The organism is Proteocatella sp. QWL-06, assembly GCF_058684135.1.
In genome coordinates, this window is record NZ_CM178755.1 from 2,229,253 (window position 1) to 2,248,489 (window position 19,237).

Here is a 19,237-nt window from a genome sequence, read left to right on the forward strand (position 1 = left end):
TTCTCCCTCTTAAATTATGCTGCCTTTTTTGATTACCACAGGGAATGTTATATGGCCTGATATCTGGCTTGAGTTTCTTACTATTACATCCTTGTCTATTATCACGTAGTCAAGCTCTGAATTTTCTAGTATGGTGGTATATTCCATTATGATGCTGTCCTTTATGACTGAACCTCTCCCGATCCTGACGCCCCTTGATATTATGCAGTTCTCCACGGTGCCTTCTATTATGCAGCCGTCTGCTATTATAGAATTTTTCACGCTTGCCTGAGGGCCGTATTCTACGGGAACGCTGTCCTTTATCTTGGTGTATATAGTATTCTTGAATACCTGCTCTCTTATCTGCGGATCTAAAAGGCTCATATTGGCATGCATGTAATTCGTCACTGAGGCAAGCAGCATGAGGTTTCCTGTATATTCATATCCCATTATTCGAAGCGCGTTCAGCTGCTTTCCTATGAGGCCTGTATATATATCGTATCTCCCGTAGGACATGGCGTCTGCAACGAGAGCCTCGAGCAGGGATTTTCTCATAACGAAGACACCCATGCCAAGGTTTACAGGGTTTGCGCAGCTTTCGTCCTTGTTGAGGTATATGTCGGTCATGCGGTTTTCATGGTCGAAGGTGCACAGCGGCGCTCCAAGAGGTATGTTTTCGCAGCTCTGAGCATTTCTGGTGTATGCCATGGTTATGTCTGCGCCGGTGGCCTTGTGGTGCTCTATCATCTCTCTGTAGTCTATGCTGTATATGAGGCTGCTCGATGCAAGTATCACGTACTCTGCCATGGAGCTCTTGATGCTCTTCATGTGGCTGGAGAGAGCGTCTAATTTTCCTCTGTATATGCCGCCTGTGCTCGCACCACCGTATGGCGTGAGTATGCTGAGGCCTCCACGCTTTCTGTCAAGGTCCCACTCCGTACCTATCCCTACGTGGTCTATGAGGGAGTTGTAGCTGTCCTTGGTTATGAGGGCTATGTTGAATATCCCTGAGTTTACGAAATTTGACATCGCAAAGTCTATCAGGCGGTATCTTCCTGCAAAGGATACCGAGGCCATGGTCCTCTCGTCGCTTATCTCTCTGAGGTTTGCAAATTCTGAGTATGTGAAGATGATTCCAAGTGCGTTCATGTTATGCCTCCTCCCTTTCTATGTCTTTGTCTATCATGGCGCCCGAGCATATCACTGCGCCTTCGCCTATCCTTATTTCCTGTCCTATGACGGTTATCGGAGGCCTGCTCCCTGAATAGTCTATTCCGCCGCATTCTCCTGTGGTCACGTCTTTTTCGATTATGGACTCTTCGCCTACTATAGTGTATTCCACAACTGCGCCTTCTTTTATCTCTGCTCCAGGCATTATTATGGAGTTGCTCACGAATGCTCCCTTTCCTATCTTTACGGACTGGAATATTATGCTCTTAGTGACAGTGCCTTCTATGACGCAGCCCTCTGTTATGAGCGAGTTCTTGATGTCGGCGTCTTTTCCTATATACTGAGGAGGCTTTACGGGATTTTTGGAATATATCTTCCACGGCGGATCATAGAGGCTTATAGGCATGTCCGGATCGAGAAGGTCCATGTTGGCTTCCCACAGCGATTCTATGGTTCCTACGTCCTTCCAGTACCCTGCGAATTTGTATGCAAACATGTTCTCCCCGCCTTTTATCATGGCCGGGATTATGTTCTTTCCAAAGTCGTTGTCTGACTCAGGGTCTTCTTCATCTTTTATAAGATAATCCCTGAGCTTGCTCCAGGTGAATATATACACTCCCATGGAAGCGAGGTTGCTCTTTGGATGCTCCGGTTTTTCTTCAAATTCATATATGCGCTCGCTTTCATCGCAGTTCATTACCCCGAAGCGGCTGGCTTCCTCTATGGGGACTTCTATCACGGATATGGTGCAGTCTGCCCCCTTTGCCTTGTGGTGCTCGAGCATGAGGTCGTAGTTCATCTTGTACACGTGATCTCCCGAAAGTATAAGTACGTAGTCAGGATTTGAGGCTTCGATGAAGTGCATGTTCTGGTATATGGAGTTGGCTGTCCCGGTATACCACTCGCCCTTCTTTCCCTTTACATAAGGCTGCAGTATGCTGATTCCGCCGTTCTGACGGTCAAGGTCCCAGGGCTGGCCGTTTCCTATATAGGCGTTGAGCTCGAGAGGCATGTACTGAGTCAGCACGCCTACTGTATCTATGCCCGAGTTGGTGCAGTTTGAGAGCGTGAAGTCTATTATCCTGTACTTTCCTCCAAACGGAACTGCGGGCTTGGCTATTTTCTGGGTAAGTATTCCCAGCCTGCTTCCCTGGCCTCCTGCGAGTATCATCGCTATCATCTGTTTTTTTCTTGTCTGTAGCAATTGTAGTCCCCCTTTATATTATGATATTTTTAAAAATACGGTTGAAAGAGGCGGGATATCGACTCTTATGAATATCCCGTTTTCGTCTTCTTCTGCCTGCGCGCTCTGTATGTGGTTTCCTTCTCCTCCATATGTGACATCGTCGCTTGTGAATATTTCTTTATATATTCCCATTTTGGGAACCTTTATGCTATAATTTGTCCTTTTTACGGGTGCAAAATTGCATATAACGATTATTTCATCTTTATTCGAGTTAAGCCTTGAGAATATTATTATGTTCTGGTCGCTGTCATTGCAGCTTATCCACCTGAAGCCGTCCCAGTCCTCCTCTTCCTCCCAGAACTCTGGGCTTCTGAGGTAGAAGTGGTTGAGGTCTGCCACATATTTCTGCATGCTGGCGTGAGCGCCATATTCAAGCACATTCCAGTCGAGCTCTCTGGAATAGTCCCACTCTGAGAACTGTGCGAATTCCCCTCCCATGAAGAGCAGCTTCTTGCCCGGGTGAGCCATCATATACCCATAGCAGCTCCTGAGATTGGCGAATTTGTTGCTGTAGCTGCCCGGCATCTTGTTTATCATGGAGCCCTTCATGTGGACTACCTCGTCATGCGAGAGCGGCAGCAGGAAGTTTTCGGTGTATATATATGTCATCGAGAATGTAAGGGCGCTGTGCCTGTATTTTCTGTACATCGGATCATATTTCATGTATTCGAGGGTGTCATTCATCCACCCCATGTTCCATTTGAAGTTGAAGCCCAGCCCTCCTGTATGAGGCGGCTTCGTTACCATAGGCCAGGATGTGGATTCCTCTGCTATCATGAGCGCTCCCGGATAATTGGTGAGCACTGATTCATTCAGGTCTCTGAAGAATTCTACGGCCTCGAGGTTTTCTCTTCCTCCGTGTATGTTCGGCCTCCACTCTCCATTTTCTCTTCCATAGTCAAGATAGAGCATGGATGCCACCGCATCCACCCGAAGGCCATCTATGTGGAATTTATCAAACCAGTAAATGGCATTCGAGATAAGAAAGCTCCTGACTTCGTTTCTGCCCCAGTCAAACACCATCGTACCCCATTCCTTCTGCTCATTCTTGAGAGGGTCGCTGTACTCATAGCAGGGAGCTCCGTCAAAGTTTATGAGACCGAACGAGTCCTTGGGAAAATGCCCCGGCACCCAGTCAAGTATGACGCCTATGCCGTTCTGGTGGAAGATGTCCACGAGCTTCATGAAGTCCTTCGGGGTTCCGAACCTCGACGTTGGAGCATAGTAGCCTGTAACCTGGTATCCCCACGAGCCGTCAAACGGATGCTCTGCAAGGGGCATGAACTCGACGTGGGTATAGCCCATAGTCTTTACATAGGGTATGAGCTCCTGCGCAAGCTTTGCATAATCAAAGTAGTTGCCGTCATCATATCTCCGCCATGAGCCTGCGTGGACTTCGTAGATGTTCATTGGGCTCTTGTATGGGTTGAGGTTTTTCCTGTACTCCATCCAGTTCTGGTCATTCCAGCTGTATCCGGAAATATCACAGGTCCGGGATGAGCTCGCAGGAGGGGTCTCTGAGTGAAAGCCGTAAGGATCGCTCTTTTCATGAAGCTCTCCTGCGCTGTCCTCGAGTATGTACCTGTACATGTCGAATTCCTTTACGCCTTCTATAAAGAGTTCCCAGATTCCCTGTGCGCTTATCTTCTTCATGGGCATGGCTTTTGCCCTCCAGCTGCAGAATTCTCCTGTGACATAGGCATTCACAGCATTCGGAGCCCATGTCCTGAATATATATCCGTCCTTGCCGCCTTTTGTGCACGGATGAGCTCCGAGAAGCTCATAGGCTCTTTCTGCTGTTCCCTGATGAAAAAGGTATATGGGAAGTTCAAGTCTGTTTTCCATTTTATCCTCCCGTTTTTTTGAATTTTCAATCTTTTATTAAAATTTGTGAGAGAATACCCCCGCCTCTAAACCACATTACTCGGTAAACCGAGAGTGAAGGCGGCGGGATGAATCTCATGTGTTTTTTTAAAGAAAATATAAACCCTCTTAATGCCTGCAAGCCATTGATTTAATGATGTTTTTGCGGTATACTACAACTATAGGAGGTGAGTATATTGTTGGTTCATAAGGCGTACAAATTCAGGATATATCCTAACAGTAATCAAGTGCAATTAATAGTTAAAACCATCGGTTGCAGCCGCTTTGTGTTCAATCACTTCCTTGCTGAGCGCAGCATTTTATATGAGTCCGAAAAGAAGACTCTGAGCTACAACGACTGTTCAGCTATGCTCACTCAACTTAAAAAAGAACTCACCTGGCTTAAAGAGGTCGATAGTACTGCACTTCAGTCGTCCTTGAGGTTTCTTGATGATTCCTTCAAGAGATTCTTCAGCAGGCAGAATGACTACCCAAGGTTCAAGTCAAGAAAGAATCCGGTCCAGTCCTACACTTCCAAGTTCACCAACAATAATATTGCCGTAGAAGACAGTTTCATAAAACTTCCAAAGCTCGGACTCGTACGCTTCTCAAAATCAAGAGAAGTGGACGGCCGTATAATAAGTGCTACTGTCTCAAGGAAACCTTCGGGTAAATTCTTTGTGTCTCTTCTTGCGGAAACTGAAGTGTCTGAGCTTCCAAAAACCGAAATCGCCTGTGGCGTAGATGTAGGACTCAAGGACTTTGCTGTTTTATCTGACGGCAGTGGACACACTAACCCCAGATTCTTCAGAAGCCTTGAAGCTAAGCTCGCCAAAGAACAGCGAATCCTCTCAAGAAGAGTGAAGTATTCAAGCAACTGGTACAAACAGAAACTCAAGGTGGCAAGAGTCCATGAGAAAATAGTAAACACAAGAGCTGATTACCTGCATAAACTGTCTACCGATATAGTCAAAAACCACGATATCATCGGTATTGAGGATTTGCAGGTATCAAATATGCTTAAAAATAAAAGACTGTCAAAAGCAATATCTGAGGTATCCTGGTCGCAGTTCAAGGGACTTCTTGAGTACAAGGCTGCCTGGTACGGAAAGAAAGTAATAACCGTATCCAGTACCTTTGCATCAAGCCAGCTTTGCTCTGCCTGTAATTACCAGAATAAAGCCGTTAAGAATCTGTCCGTAAGGACATGGACCTGTCCATCCTGCAATGCTGTGCATGACAGGGATATTAACGCAAGCATAAACTTACGAAACGAAGCCATAAGGCTTCTAACCGCAGGTACTGCGGGGCTAGCCTGATAAGAAACTGCCCACAAGGGCGGTGTTTCCAGGAATCCCCCGCCTCTAAATTTTAGTGCAGGCGGCGGGAGTGTTCAATTAGTATTATATTACAAAGAAGATATTTTTGCTACCGCAACTATGTTAAATATATTTGAAGCATCTAACAGATAGCCGTATATTTCTGTAATCTGTATATTTTAATTTTTTGAAAACTGTCACTTTTACAGATAACAGATTCCTGTTATAATTATCATATTAAGACTTGGAGGTTTTATATGAAAATGCAAAAAAGAATCGCAGCGGTGCATGACATATCATGTGTCGGAAGATGCTCACTCACGGTGGCCCTTCCTGTGCTCTCAGCTGCGGGTTTTGATACAGGTATACTTCCCACTGCAGTGCTTTCGACTCATACCGGAGGGTTTGAGGATTTCACTTACCGTGACCTCACCTCGGACATAGCGCCCATAGCGAGCCACTGGAAATCCCTCGGACTCAGGTTTGACGCTTTCTACAGCGGCTTTCTGGGTTCATACGACCAGATAGAGATAGTCAGCAATCTTTTTGAATCCTTCAGGGATTCACAGACCCTGATAATGGTAGACCCTGTAATGGCTGACCACGGCGAGATGTACTCGGTATATTCAAGGGAAATGGCAAGAGGAATGAAGAAGCTCTGCGCTAAGGCTGACATAATCGTGCCCAACCTTACTGAGGCGGCGTTTCTGCTGGATGAGGAATATGTCGGAAAGAACTATGACCGAAAATATATAGAGGACCTGCTCGTGAGGCTGTCGGACCTTGGTCCTGAAAAGGTCGTGCTCACCGGGGTCTCCTATGATGATGAAAGACTTGGTGCGGTATGTTATGACAGGTCTACGGGAAGCATAGACTATGCCTTCAACGGAAAGAATCCCGAGATATTCCACGGGACCGGGGATGTATTTGCAAGCAGCCTGCTTGCAGGTGTGATGCACGGCTTCTCGCTTGCCGAATCTGCGCAGATAGCGGTGGACTACACCTATGAATGCATAAAGCTGACAGAGAGCATGAACCAGGAAAAGAGATACGGCGTGTGCTTTGAGATGGCGATACCTTATCTTATAAAGAGGCTTGGGCTGATATAGCGGCAGTCAGGATGGCAGTCTGAGAAAATACTGTATTTTAAAAAAGCAAAACCCTTCGATTTATTGAGGGTTTTGCTTTTTTTATGGGTAATATGTTGTTCTCTGGGGGTAATTATCTAAGCGATTCCGGGATCAGCTCGTTCTTTATGATGTCATCAAAGCTCTGCCTCTTTACTATCAGCTCGCTTCTGCCTTCCTTTACAAGGACTACCGCAGGGATAGGATTCTTGTTGTAGTTGGATGCCATAGAATAGCCGTAGGCTCCTGTGGAAAACACAGCGAATATGTCTCCTGTCTGAGGCTCTGCTATATTTATGTCTCTTATGAGTATGTCTCCCGACTCGCAGCATTTGCCGCAGATCGTAACCTTCTCTGTCTTTTGCTCATCTGCCTTGTTTGCTATAATGCCGTCATAAACTGCCTGATAGAGCGCCGGTCTTATGTTGTCTGTCATGCCTCCGTCTACGGAAACATATTTTCTTATTCCCTTAATATCCTTTATGCTTCCTACTGTATAGAGGCTTATGCCTGCCTCTGCCACTATGCTCCTGCCTGGCTCTATGACTATCTCAGGCCTCTTTATTCCCAGGCTGCTGAAGTATTTCTCGATCATGTCCATTGCAGGGTCAAGGAAGTATGAGAAAGGCTTTCTTTCTTCATCGGTGTAATGTACCCCGAATCCTCCTCCTATGTTGAGCTCCTTTACGTCATAATCGAACCTTTTCTTTACCTCGCCTGCGTGCCCGAGGGTTATCTCCACCGCCTTCAGGTGTGATGCATTGTCATGCAGCTGTGAGCCAACGTGAAAATGAAATCCGAGAAAGTCTATATATTCAGATGCTATGGCTTTTTCTATCTGAGGATAGAGTACGTCTTCATCGAGGGGTATCCCGAATTTGGAGTCTTTTTTTCCGGTGACCATATAGTCATGCGAATCTGACTTGACTCCCGGCGTTATACGAAACAGTATGCTCGCCTTCTTTCCCTTTTCTCTGCATATAGCTTCGATAAGGTCTGTCTCTCCCAGGCCGTCTACTATGAATCTGCCTATGCCGTAGTCGAGCGCCATCTCGATTTCATACGGAAGCTTGTTGTTTCCGTTGAACTCTATCATCTCGGGAGGAAATCCCGCCTTTATAGCTGTGTAGAGCTCTCCTGCCGAAACTACGTCTATGCATGCCCCTTCTCTCTGGCAGAGCCTGTACATCGCCATGGTGCTGAACGCCTTGGCAGCATATGCGACTCTCGTGTCCGGGTATTTATCCGTAAAGCACTCCCTCAGCTCTGAGAACCTGCTCACTATATCTGTCTCGGAAAGTACATACAGAGGCGTACCGTATTTTTCTGCCAGCTCCAGAGTGCTGCATCCGTCGAAATACAGCTCTCCGTTTTTTATCTGTCTTATCATTGATTATTCTCCAATCTAATACAATTTATCTTTCTGGGGCTTCAAAGACTATTGTCCTGCTGAAGGTATCCATTGTACAGACCGCTCCAAGTGGAAGTGTCATCATAGGATGGTCGTGCCCTGACTGGATGTTGTACATTACCGGCACGTCGATGTCTCTGAGTATGTCATTGAGGCATTGTATTTCTGTATACTGAGGAACCTCTTCGTTAGGGCAGTCCGTGAACTGTCCGAGAATTATTCCCGCGCAGTCTCTCAGCTTGCCTGAATTCCTGAGCTGATAAAGCATGCGGTCAATCCTGCTTATGGTCTCTCCCACCTCTTCTATGAAGAGTATCTTTCCCTTTGTGTCTACCTCATATGAAGTCCCTATGGATGCCGTGAGAATCGCAAGATTTCCACCTGTCAGCTCGCCTGAAGCCTTTCCTTCTCTGAGTACCTTTATCTCATGCTCATCGGGGTTTTTGAACTCAAAGGGTGATTCTGCGCTCAGGGCCTTGAAAAAGCTTTTTCTTGTAAGATCGTCGAATTTGTCCACTATGTTTGAAGAAACCATAGGTCCGTGGAATGTTACAAGGTCGCAGCCTTTGTTTATTGCTATGTGCATGCTCGTTACGTCGCTGTAGCCTACGAATATCTTCGGGTTTGCTCTTATGACGTCGAGGTCAAGATATTCCATGGCACGGTTTCCCGCGTAGCCTCCTCTTACGCAGAATATGGCGTCTACCTCAGGGTCTGCGAACATGGCATTTATCCACTTGGCTCTGACTTCTCCGTCTCCTGCCTTGAACGCTCCCACTGCCTGAGTTAAAACTTAGAGGCAGGGGATTCCTGGAAACACCGCCCTTGTGGCGGTTTCTTATCAGGCTAGCCCCGCAGTACCTGCGGTTAGAAGCCTTATGGCTTCGTTTCGTAAGTTTATGCTTGCGTTAATATCCCTGTCATGCACAGCATTGCAGGATGGACAAGTCCATGTCCTTACGGACAGATTCTTAACGGCTTTATTCTGGTAACTACAAGCAGAGCAAAGCTGGCTTGATGCAAAGGTTTTGGATACGGTTATTACTTTCTTTCCGTACCAGAGAGCCTTGTACTCAAGCAGTTCCTTGAACTGCGACCAGGAGGCCTCAGATATTGCTTTTGACAGTCTTTTGTTTTTAAGCATATTTGATACCTGCAAATCCTCCATACCGATGATGTCGTGGTTTTTGACTATATCGATAGACAGTTTATGCAGGTAATCGGTTCTTGTGTTTGTTATTTTCTCATGGACTTTAGCAACCTTGAGCTTCTGTTTGTACCAGTTGTTTGTGAACTTCACTCTTCTTGAGAGGATTCGTTGTTCTTTGGCGAGCTTTGCTTCAAGACTTCTGAAGAATCTTGGGTTGGCGTGTGTTTTCTCACCTGAGATGACCGCAAAGTCCTTGAGACCTACGTCTATGCCGCAGGAGCTTCCAGTTTTTGGAAGCTCAGACACCTCAGTTTCTGCAAGAACAGATACAAAGAATTTACCCGAAGGTTTCCTTGAGACAGTAGCACTGATTATGCGGCCATCCACTTCTCTTGATTTTGCGAAGCGGACAAGGCCGAGTTTTGGGAGCTTCAAGAAACTGCCTTCTATTGCAATATTATTGTTGGTGAATTTGGAAGTGTATGACTGCACAGGATTCTTTCTTGATTTGAACCTTGGGTAGTCGTTCTGCCTGCTGAAGAATCTCCTGAAGGAATCATCAAGAAACCTCAGAGATGACTGAAGCGCAGTACTGTCTACTTCCTTAAGCCAGATGAGTTCCTTTTTGAGGTCAGTGAGCATAGTCGAACAGTTGTTGTAGTTTAAAGTTTTCTTTTCAGATTCATACAGGTTTTTACGCTCAGCAAGAAAATGGTTGAAAACAAAACGACTGCAACCGATGGTTTTAACTATTAATTGCGTTTGATTACTGTCAGGATATATCCTGAATTTGTACGCCTTATGAACCAACAATATACTCACCTCCTATGACTGCAGTATACCGCAAAAGCATTATTAAATCAATGGCTTTCAGGCATTAAGAGGGCTTATATTTTCTTTAAAAAAACACATGAGATTCATCCCGCCGCCTTCACTCTCGGTTAACCGAGTAAGGTGGTTTAGAGGCAGGGGTGTTCTCTCAGAATTTATAAAAGGTTTTCAAAAGTCTCTATGCCTTTAACCATTGTGTGCTCCTCCAATCAACTTTTCAATTTCTATTTGTATGCGATCATCATTTATCTCTTTCATGCATGCAATTAGTGAAACAATATCTATAACTCCATCCTTTTTGAAAAGTGATGGATCATAATCCCAAAGCTCGAGTTCATAAAACCCCGGCTCTGAAATATGTTCTTTATCACATAGCTTAACTGCTTTAAGTCTATTATCGTCTTTTTTCAGAGCTCTGATCTCATATGAAGGTGGATTAATCATAGATATCTCAGATAATGCCTGTAATCCTGATATTGGAGCATTTTTAAGTATTTCCAAATCATCTGTACAAAGTCTTTCTGACACTGGATTTTTCAAATGTTCAAAAGCTTTCTTTATCATCTGGCTGTAATTCGATGAATGATAATATATCTTTTTATTTCCTATTTTTTTTGATGATACTAATCCCAGAGATTCCATTTCATTAAATGCTCTTGTCATTGTCATCCTTGTAAATCCCAGTATTTTCCCAGCATCAGTAGGGTTAATCTCTTGGAAAGTCTCATTGTAAATCAAGTTAAGAAACAAAATCTGAGAAGAAGTCGAAAATATTTCTATATCATATTTCTCTATTTCTTTATTGACTTTATCAGTGAGATTTATTCCCAGATAAGCAAGAAAAACCTGTTTGTCTGGTACTACAAATGCTAATTTTGATTCTATCAATTTTTTTCTCTTGTATACTGTAATTTTTGGAATCTCAAATATACATTCGGTTGAAAATATCTTAAACATTGCATTTCTGTGCTTTTTCATTGCATCTGCTTTTGTAACTGGCTCCAGGAGCCTTGCATATATATAATTTCTGCCCAGTATCTCAACCCAGCAAATATCATACAATTCCCTTAGATAAATTGGCAGCTTATCTTTATCTTCAGTTTTCATTATGTGAAATACAAAATCCAGTCCAAGAATATCAATCGAATTACCCATAAACAATGCTCCTTTTTAATAATTTATATCATTTGTAACATTTTATTTTCATTGTAACATTTACAATGTTACAAGTCAACAAACATGTTACATAACTATATTTATTTTGATTCTGAAGCTGTTTTACCCAAAAAAAGCGATACCCGCATTAAAAATGCAGATATCGCCTGATTGTTTTTTGTTACATTCTTATTTTTTCTATCTTCCATATGTTCTGCGCATAGTCCATTATCGTCCTGTCTGAACTGAATTTGCCTGCGTTGCACATATTTATATAGCACTTCTTCCTGAAGCTCTTTATATCCCTGTATGCTTCGTTTACCCTTATCTTGCCCTCTACCGCTGCCATGAAGTCATGCAGTATGAAGTACTGGTCAGGCCTGTGCCATGACGCGCCCTTGAGGATTGAGTCATGGAGCTCCTTAAAGCCGCCTGTGCCGCCATCGCTGAGGCTTCCGTCGATGAGCATGTCGAGGACTGCCTTTATCTTTGGATTTGAGGCGTAGATCTCATTCGGATCGTAGGTCTTTGATATTTTCTTTATCTCTTCTACGGTAGCCCCGAATATGAAGTTGTTTTCAAGGCCTGCTTCCTGCACGATCTCTACGTTTGCTCCATCGAGGGTACCAAGGGTCACGGCGCCGTTGAGCATGAATTTCATGTTGCCTGTGCCGCTGGCCTCGGTGCCTGCCGTTGATATCTGCTCTGACACGTCTGCTGCTGCAACAAGCTTCTCGGCATAGGATACATTGTAGTTTGAGATGAACACGACTTTAATTATATCTCTTACCTCTTCATCGCTGTCTATGAGCGCTGCGACTTCGTTTATGAGCTTTATTATGCTCTTCGCCCGCCTGTATCCCGGCGCTGATTTCCCGCCGAATATGAAGGTGGTCTTGTGGAAGTCTTTCAGATTGCCTGATTTTATCTCCCTGTAGATATAGAGTATGGTCAGGATATTGAGCAGCTGCCTCTTGTACTCATGGAGCCTCTTTATCTGGATGTCGAATATGCTGGCCGGATCTATCTCTATGTTTTCCCTGTGCATTATATACTCAGCGAGATGCTGCTTCTTGAGGTCCTTTATCTGGCTGAACTGCTCTATCACCTTCTCATCATCTGAGAATACCTCGAGTGCCTTGAGCTGAGTCAGGTCTGTTATCCAGTCCCTGTTTGTGAGCTTGTGGCTTATCATGTCTGAAAGCTCTCTGTTGCATAGCGCCAGCCATCTTCTCTGGGTTATTCCGTTGGTCTTGTTCTGGAATTTTTCAGGGTAGAGCTGGTACCAGTCCCTGAGGGTATCATGCTTTATTATTTCTGTGTGGATTGCTGCCACGCCGTTTACATAGCTGCCTCCATATATGGCGAGATGCGCCATGTGGACTGTCCTGTTTCTTATTATCTTCGTCCGGTGAGCAAGGGCCTTGGATATCCTGTCCTGCCTTATGAGCTCCAGCTTTTCCTGCTCGAAGGCTGCATGTATCATCTCTATTATCTCATACACTCTTGGAACGAGCGACTTGATGAGCCTTGCATCCCATTTTTCGAGGGCTTCGGGCATTATGGTGTGATTTGTATATGCGAAGGTCTTTTTGCTTATCTCAAGCGCCTGCGCAAATCCCATGCCTTCCTCATCTGTCAGTATCCTGATTAGCTCAGGTATGGCTATGACCGGATGCGTGTCATTTAGCTGGACTGCATTGTAATCTGCAAATTTCGAAAGGTCTGATCCATGCTCTCTTTTGAATATCCTCACCATGTCAGCAAGGGCTGCGCTGCTGAAGAAGTACTGCTGGCGGAATCTAAGTTTCTTTCCTTCGAGGGCATCGTCATTTGGGTATAGCACCCTTGATATATCCTCGGCGCGGTTTTTGGCCTGGACTGCGAGGTCGTACTGCTGGTCATTGAATTTTGCAAAGTCGAATTCTGTCAGAGGCTCTGACTGCCAAAGCCTCAGAGTTGATATGTTCTTTCCCCCATATCCTATTATCGGCATGTCATAAGGCACTGCAAGCACGCTGTAGTCTGCAAAATCGACCCTTACCGTGTCCTCATCCCTTCGCACTGACCACGGATCTCCGTGCTTTGCCCAATCATCCGCCTCCTCTTTCTGGAAGCCATCCTCAAGCTTCTGCCTGAACAGGCCGTATCTGTATCTTATCCCATATCCGTCTAGCGGAAGTCCCATGGTGGCGCCGCTTTCCATGAAGCAGGCCGCGAGCCTCCCGAGCCCTCCGTTTCCAAGTGCGGCATCTTCGACGTCCTCGAGGATATTGAGGTCTGTGCCCTTTTTCGAAAGCTCCTTCTGAAGCTTTTCGGATATGCCAAGGTTGAGCAGGTTGTTCTGAACTGCCCTTCCCACAAGAAACTCCGCTGAAAGATATGCGGCTTTGCGGCCTCTGTCCTTTTCTCCTGAGTGTTTCATCCATGACGGCCCTATGGCTTCCATTACCGACGATGAGAGCGCGTCGTGCAGCTGCCATGTATTTGCCTCTGAAAGGTCCTTTCCATGGCTCGTCCGGGCTTTTTTCTGCGCTGATTTCACTATTTTTTCTATATCCATTTTCTACCTCACTGCTATTGATTTTTCTGTTTCCATATCAAAGAGATGAATCTGATTCGTGTTTATTCCCAGCTTTATTGTGTCTCCAGGTCTTGCGCTGCTCCTTGGCGGTATCTTGGCTATGTTCTTTTCCCCGTTTATGGTCACGTAAAGATATATCTCCGATCCCATCGGCTCTGAGAGCTCTACAAAGGCGTCCACATGGCTGAGATTCTGAGAATCTTCGATGCTCTGGTCATCATGAAGCTCTTCTGGTCTTATACCCAGGATAACCTGCTTTCCTACATATGCGCCAAGATTCTGCGCTTTTCTGTCGTCCCAGTTTATGTCTATGTCATATTTTCCAAGCTTTGCGACGTATCCCCTGCTTCCTCTCGTTATTTCAGCCTTCATGAAGTTCATCTGAGGAGATCCTATGAAGCCTGCCACGAACTGGTTCACGGGATGGTCATAGAGGTTTTGCGGAGTGTCTACCTGATGCACGAATCCGTCCTTCATTACCACAATTCTGTCTCCCATGGTCATGGCCTCGGTCTGGTCGTGCGTAACGTATACAAAGGTTGTGCCCAGCCTCTGGTGAAGCTTGCTTATCTCGCTCCTCATCGCTGTACGGAGCTTTGCATCGAGGTTGGAAAGTGGCTCGTCAAGAAGGAATACCTTTGGGTTTCTTACCATGGCTCTCCCAAGCGCGACTCTCTGCCTCTGACCTCCCGAAAGCGCTTTTGGCTTTCTGTCGAGCAGATGCTCTATGTCAAGTATCTTTGCAGCTTCTCTTACCCTTTTGTCGATCTCGTCTTTTTCCATTTTCTTGAGCTTAAGGGAGAATGCCATGTTCTTGTACACTGACATGTGCGGATAGAGGGCATAGCTCTGGAAAACCATTGCGATATCGCGGTCCTTTGGGGCTACGTCGTTCACGAGCCTGTCTCCTATTCGAAGCTCTCCGCTGCTTATGGTCTCGAGTCCGGCTATCATCCTTAGAGTGGTAGATTTTCCGCATCCGGAAGGCCCTACCAGGACTATGAATTCCCTGTCATCTATCTCAAGGTTGAAGTCGCTCACGGCGGTCACATTGCCCGGATATACCTTGTATATGTTCTTAAGACTTATATTTGCCATATTTATCTCCTATCTCCTGTGTTTTTCTGAAAGCTCTGCTATCCTGTGCGCAAGCTGCGGCGTCGCCTGACCCTGCAGCAGCCTCCAGCACCAGTTGCCTCCTATTGTGGAAGGGGTATTCATCCTTGCGCTGTTGTCAAGCTCAAGATAGTCCTGAATCTGGAATATTACCGTATCTGCCTTTGACCTGAATGCCGCTTCTATTATTGCCCATACAAGCTGCCTGTTTCGCTTTATCCTGAGGGCTTTTCGTGCATTTGCCCTTATCTGGCTGCCTGCATTTTCAAAATATCCCCTGAGGGTCTCATTGTCGTGAGTGCCTCCGTACACTACGCAGTTGCTGCTGAAATGTCTTGGGAGGTTGCTGTTCCTCGGATTTGCGTCAAAGCCGAACTGCATGAGCTTCATGCCTGGATATCCTGACATCTCAAGGACTCTTGTAACTTCCTTCGTAACAACTCCCAGGTCCTCTGCTATGATGAGGGTATCTCCAATCTCTTCGTTTATCGCATTCAGAAGCTCTGCTCCCGGGCCTTTTTTCCACTTTCCTTCCATAGCCGTATCTGCTTCAGCGTCTATGGCGTAATAGTTTACTATGCCTATAAAGTGATCTATCCTTATTATATCGTACAGCGTAGCGGAATATCTCATCCTCTCTCTCCACCAACTGAAGTTGTCTTTTTTCATGTAGTCCCAGTCGTAGAGCGGGTTGCCCCACAGCTGGCCTGTCTTTGAGAACATATCCGGCGGCACTCCTGCAACCAGTAAAGGCCTGTGATCCTCATCCATCTGGAACTGCTGAGTATTTACCCAGGTGTCCGCGCTGTCCATAGCTACGTATATAGGTATGTCCCCTATAATCTCTACGGAGTTTTCGTGCGCATATCTCCTGAGTGCCTGAAGCTGCTCTGTGAATTTGTACTGCGTGAAGCTCCAGAACTGGACATCCTGCTTAAGTCTGTCCGCATATGCTTCTACCGCCTCCGGTTTTCTGAGCCTTATATCATCAGGCCACCTGAGCCACTCTATTCCTCCAAAGTGCTCCTTTACAGCCATGTAGAGGCTGTAGTCCCCCAGCCAGAAGCTGTTTTTTTCACAGAAATCCGTATACTTCTGATCCTTCATGTGGCTGCTGTTTGAAAACGCCTTTCGAAGGACAGCGAATCTCTCTTTGTAAATCTTTTCGTAATCTATGCAAGCCGGGGAATCGCCCCAGTTCACTGAATCTGCATCTTCTCTTTCTATGAGTCCTTCTTCTATGAGGATCTCCAGGTCTATGAAGTACGGATTTCCTGCAAAGGCGGAAAAGCTCTGGTACGGGCTGTCTCCGTAGCCTGTAGGGCCTACAGGGAGTACCTGCCAGTATTTCTGCTTTGAATCCCTGAGGAAATCTATGAAATCAAATGCGGCTTTTCCAAATGTACCTATGCCGTATTTCGAGGGAAGGCTCGCCACGGGAAGGAGCGTGCCTGCACCTCGCTTTAACGGCTGCTGTTTTTTATCTATAGTGCCTGTTTCTGTTTTATCTATCATAATCATACCACCTTGCCTGAGGGTTTTACGCTCTCTCCTTCTACCAGCTCATATGAAAGAACCTTGTGAAGCGGGGCTGCGTTTCTTTCTATCTGTTTGAGGAGTATGTCTACTCCGTTTTTTGCCAGCTCGTCCTGGAGCTGCCTTATGGTCGTCAGCTTTGGATTGTAATAGTTCACGAGCTCTATTCCGTCATATCCGGCTATGGATATGTCATGCGGTATCCTGAGCCCTCTGTCTGCCATGGCTCTCATGGCCCCTATAGCCATCACGTCACTCATCGCAAAGACTGCGGTTATTCCGGGGTTTTTTTCAAGAAGCCTGTGCGCCGCTCTGTATGCGCTTTCAAACGAATATCTTGCCTGCTCAAACTGAAGCTCCGGATCAAATCCAAGGCCATGCGCCTCAGTCACTGCCAGAACGCCCTTCATCCTCGTATTGCTTATGTTTGAGGACTCACATGAGCCTCCTATGACTCCGATTTTCTCGTGCCCCATGGATACGAGATATTCCACGACGCTCTCTGAGGCCGCCTTGTCATCCGTAGTCACGCTTGAGAGATTGTCAAATCCGAGCGACTCTGCGGTATTTGTCACGAGCACTGCGGGGAGCTTTATCCTTTCAAAGCCATTTCTGAAATTGTCGAGGTTTCCGCCAAGAAACATTACTCCAAGAGGCTTTTTCTCATTGCAGAATATCCTTGCCTGATCTACTTCGTCAGTATCCTCATCCAGGTAGTTTACGACCGCAATGTATTTCTTTCCTTCAATATTATGCTGTATCTTTTCAAGTATCGAATAGAACAGGAAGTTGAATGTACCCTTGACGAATATCCCTATGACCCTGGTGTTCTGCTGCTTCAGATGCTTTGCGTTGCTGTTCGGCACGAAATTCCTCTTTATGACTACTTCATTTACCTTCTGTTTTGTGGACTCGCTGACGTCAGGATGGTTGTTCAGCACCCTTGATACGGTGCTCACCGCTACGCCTGCTTCTTTTGCTATATCTCTTATCGTTACCATTGGCATCTGTGATTTCTCCCTGTAAATTCTAATATGTTATCCCTTCACTGCTCCTGATACGACACCCTTGATGATGTATTTCTGCGCTGAAAGATAGAACACCACTATAGGTATTATAGCCAGCACCAGCATCGCCATGAGCGCTCCCATGTCCTTTGAGCCATAGCCTCCCTGAAGGTACTGTACCGCTATCGGTATAGTCCTGTACTTGTTTCCTATGACAAGATAAGGGAGCAGATAATCGTTCCATATCCACATGGTGTTGAGGATCGATACAGTTATTGCTGTAGGCTTGAGTATCGGGAACACGATCAGGAAGAATGTCTGTATAGGATTGCAGCCGTCTATCATCGCCGCTTCTTCGATTTCTATCGGTATGCTCTTTACAAACCCGGAGAACATGAATACCGAAAGCCCTGCTCCGAATCCCAGATATATTATTATGATTCCTACTGGATTGTCAAGCCCGAGCACGTTTGCGGTCTTTGACATCGTGAACATGACCATCTGAAACGGCACTATCATGCTGAATGTAAACAGGTAATAGAGCCCTGATGTTAATCTGTTCTTTACCCTTACTATGAACCATGCTGTCATGGATGTACAGAGGGTTATGGCCATAACAGAGAAGACAGTTATGAAAAGCGAGTATCCAAAAGCCGATATGAAGCCTGTCTTTTCTATCCCGTTTACATAGTTCTTCCCTCCAACATAGGTCTGCGCCGTAGGAAGCACGAATGGAGCATCCGATATGAAGAACTGTCCTTTGAATGAGTTCATGAGTACTATGAATATTGGTGCCAGAAATACTACTGAAAGTATTATCATCGAAATGAATATGGCCCTGTTTGCCGCTTTGCTTCTACTTTCCATTAGCTTTCCACTTCCTTTCTCCTCGTGATGTAGAGCTGCACGAAGGCTATGACCGCTACCATTATGAAGAATATTACGGCTTTGGCCTGTCCTATTCCTTCGGATCCTATTCTTCCGTAGAAGGTGTTGTATATGTCGAGTGCGAGCATCGCAGTCTGTTTTGCGGGTGCTCCTCCTGTAAGGGCGAAGTTCTGGTCAAAGAGCTTGAATGAGTTGGTAAGCGTAAGGAATGTACATATAGTTACTGACGGCATGACCATCGGTATCGTTATGTGCCTGAGCGTCTGGAATGGCGATGCTCCATCTATCTCAGCAGCTTCCTTCAGGTCTCCCGGAATATTCTGAAGCCCTGCTATATATATTATCATCATGTATCCTGCCATCTGCCAGTTCATGAGCACTACCAGTCCCCAGAATCCGTATTTGGCGCTGAAGGTGATGTCCACTCCGAATTTTATGAGCACTCCGTTTATTATTATCTGCCAGATATATCCAAGCACGATACCTCCTATGAGGTTGGGCATGAAGAATACCGTCCTGAAAAGATTCGTTGCCTTTATCCCTCTTGTCAGAAGCAGCGCCAGCGTGAATGCTATGAGATTTATAGAAAGCACCGATACTACCGTGAATTTCACGGTGAACCAGAGAGCGTTCATAAAGTCCGGACTTCCGAGAAGCGCCTTGTAGTTTTTCAATCCTACCCATGTAGTGTTGGTTACTGTGGTGAATTCTGTAAATGACAGGTATATTCCCATCAGAAATGGTATAAGGAATGAGATCGCAAAGGCTATGAGGGTAGGAAGCGCAAATACTGCAAAATATTTTTTTAGTGCCTTTTCCATATGTTTCCTCCGGTTTACTTCGGTAAATGTTAAT

Annotated in this window: 15 protein-coding genes; 2 read left to right on the forward strand and 13 right to left on the reverse strand. The window is 45.6% G+C overall.

Going from position 1 to position 19,237, the window contains the following annotated elements; all coding sequences use genetic code 11:
• Nucleotides 1–9: 9 nt before the first annotated feature.
• From glgD to glgB, 3 genes are read right to left on the reverse strand one after another with little or no spacing between them, the layout of a single operon-like run.
• On the reverse strand, nt 10–1,128 hold the full coding sequence (gene glgD / locus AC4PGZ_RS10705) for a glucose-1-phosphate adenylyltransferase subunit GlgD (RefSeq protein WP_492158614.1): 1,119 nt from the start codon (nt 1,126–1,128) through the stop codon (nt 10–12).
• 1 nt (nt 1,129) lies between these two features.
• Nucleotides 1,130–2,353, reverse strand: coding sequence for a glucose-1-phosphate adenylyltransferase (locus tag AC4PGZ_RS10710; protein WP_492158615.1), 1,224 nt, complete (start codon nt 2,351–2,353; stop codon nt 1,130–1,132).
• Between the two features lie 18 nt (nt 2,354–2,371).
• A complete protein-coding gene (gene glgB / locus AC4PGZ_RS10715) occupies nt 2,372–4,240 on the reverse strand; it encodes a 1,4-alpha-glucan branching protein GlgB (protein ID WP_492158616.1) in 1,869 nt (622 codons plus the stop codon).
• 206 nt (nt 4,241–4,446) lie between these two features.
• Between glgB and tnpB (AC4PGZ_RS10720) the strand changes: the two genes are divergently transcribed.
• On the forward strand, nt 4,447–5,577 hold the full coding sequence (gene tnpB / locus AC4PGZ_RS10720) for an IS200/IS605 family element RNA-guided endonuclease TnpB (protein ID WP_492158617.1): 1,131 nt from the start codon (nt 4,447–4,449) through the stop codon (nt 5,575–5,577).
• Between the two features lie 257 nt (nt 5,578–5,834).
• Nucleotides 5,835–6,686: a pyridoxamine kinase gene (locus AC4PGZ_RS10725; protein WP_492158618.1), complete on the forward strand. Its 852-nt coding sequence runs from the start codon at nt 5,835–5,837 to the stop codon at nt 6,684–6,686.
• Nucleotides 6,687–6,798: 112 nt separating this feature from the next.
• Here AC4PGZ_RS10725 and lysA read toward each other — a convergent pair whose 3' ends face one another.
• The 10 genes from lysA to AC4PGZ_RS10775 form a co-directional block, all read right to left on the reverse strand.
• Nucleotides 6,799–8,094 (reverse strand): diaminopimelate decarboxylase, encoded by a 1,296-nt coding sequence (gene lysA, locus AC4PGZ_RS10730; protein ID WP_492158619.1) that lies wholly within the window; start codon nt 8,092–8,094, stop codon nt 6,799–6,801.
• 25 nt (nt 8,095–8,119) lie between these two features.
• Nucleotides 8,120–8,893, reverse strand: a complete 774-nt coding sequence (locus AC4PGZ_RS10735; RefSeq protein WP_492158620.1) for a S66 peptidase family protein — start codon at nt 8,891–8,893, stop codon at nt 8,120–8,122.
• Between the two features lie 63 nt (nt 8,894–8,956).
• Nucleotides 8,957–10,078, reverse strand: coding sequence for an IS200/IS605 family element RNA-guided endonuclease TnpB (gene tnpB, locus AC4PGZ_RS10740; RefSeq protein ID WP_492158621.1), 1,122 nt, complete (start codon nt 10,076–10,078; stop codon nt 8,957–8,959).
• 204 nt (nt 10,079–10,282) lie between these two features.
• Complete coding sequence (locus AC4PGZ_RS10745) at nt 10,283–11,251, reverse strand: hypothetical protein (RefSeq protein WP_492158622.1); 969 nt, start codon at nt 11,249–11,251, stop codon at nt 10,283–10,285.
• 181 nt (nt 11,252–11,432) lie between these two features.
• On the reverse strand, nt 11,433–13,814 hold the full coding sequence (locus tag AC4PGZ_RS10750; RefSeq protein WP_492158623.1) for a glycogen/starch/alpha-glucan phosphorylase: 2,382 nt from the start codon (nt 13,812–13,814) through the stop codon (nt 11,433–11,435).
• 3 nt (nt 13,815–13,817) lie between these two features.
• A complete protein-coding gene (locus tag AC4PGZ_RS10755; protein WP_492158624.1) occupies nt 13,818–14,933 on the reverse strand; it encodes an ABC transporter ATP-binding protein in 1,116 nt (371 codons plus the stop codon).
• A gap of 9 nt (nt 14,934–14,942) precedes the next feature.
• Nucleotides 14,943–16,466, reverse strand: coding sequence for a 4-alpha-glucanotransferase (gene malQ / locus AC4PGZ_RS10760; RefSeq protein WP_492158625.1), 1,524 nt, complete (start codon nt 16,464–16,466; stop codon nt 14,943–14,945).
• Between the two features lie 2 nt (nt 16,467–16,468).
• On the reverse strand, nt 16,469–17,494 hold the full coding sequence (locus AC4PGZ_RS10765) for a LacI family DNA-binding transcriptional regulator (protein ID WP_492158626.1): 1,026 nt from the start codon (nt 17,492–17,494) through the stop codon (nt 16,469–16,471).
• A gap of 30 nt (nt 17,495–17,524) precedes the next feature.
• On the reverse strand, nt 17,525–18,361 hold the full coding sequence (locus AC4PGZ_RS10770) for a carbohydrate ABC transporter permease (RefSeq protein ID WP_492158627.1): 837 nt from the start codon (nt 18,359–18,361) through the stop codon (nt 17,525–17,527).
• Nucleotides 18,361–19,203 carry a carbohydrate ABC transporter permease gene (locus tag AC4PGZ_RS10775; RefSeq protein WP_492158628.1) on the reverse strand — a complete coding sequence of 281 codons (843 nt, stop codon included), beginning with the start codon at nt 19,201–19,203 and terminating at the stop codon, nt 18,361–18,363. The genes AC4PGZ_RS10770 and AC4PGZ_RS10775 overlap by 1 nt, the downstream gene beginning before the upstream one ends.
• Between the last annotated feature and the right edge of the window lie 34 nt (nt 19,204–19,237).

Excerpts from the sequence above, each read along its gene's own strand:
- glgD (WP_492158614.1), bottom strand. The coding sequence starts at position 1,128 with ATGAACGCACTTGGAATCATCTTCACATACTCAGAATTTGCAAACCTC.
- glgB (WP_492158616.1), bottom strand. The coding sequence starts at position 4,240 with ATGGAAAACAGACTTGAACTTCCCATATACCTTTTTCATCAGGGAACA.
- AC4PGZ_RS10725 (WP_492158618.1), top strand. The coding sequence starts at position 5,835 with ATGAAAATGCAAAAAAGAATCGCAGCGGTGCATGACATATCATGTGTC.
- lysA (WP_492158619.1), bottom strand. The coding sequence starts at position 8,094 with ATGATAAGACAGATAAAAAACGGAGAGCTGTATTTCGACGGATGCAGC.
- AC4PGZ_RS10745 (WP_492158622.1), bottom strand. The coding sequence starts at position 11,251 with ATGGGTAATTCGATTGATATTCTTGGACTGGATTTTGTATTTCACATA.
- AC4PGZ_RS10750 (WP_492158623.1), bottom strand. The coding sequence starts at position 13,814 with ATGGATATAGAAAAAATAGTGAAATCAGCGCAGAAAAAAGCCCGGACG.
- AC4PGZ_RS10755 (WP_492158624.1), bottom strand. The coding sequence starts at position 14,933 with ATGGCAAATATAAGTCTTAAGAACATATACAAGGTATATCCGGGCAAT.
- malQ (WP_492158625.1), bottom strand. The coding sequence starts at position 16,466 with ATGATAGATAAAACAGAAACAGGCACTATAGATAAAAAACAGCAGCCG.
- AC4PGZ_RS10765 (WP_492158626.1), bottom strand. The coding sequence starts at position 17,494 with ATGCCAATGGTAACGATAAGAGATATAGCAAAAGAAGCAGGCGTAGCG.
- AC4PGZ_RS10770 (WP_492158627.1), bottom strand. The coding sequence starts at position 18,361 with ATGGAAAGTAGAAGCAAAGCGGCAAACAGGGCCATATTCATTTCGATG.
- AC4PGZ_RS10775 (WP_492158628.1), bottom strand. The coding sequence starts at position 19,203 with ATGGAAAAGGCACTAAAAAAATATTTTGCAGTATTTGCGCTTCCTACC.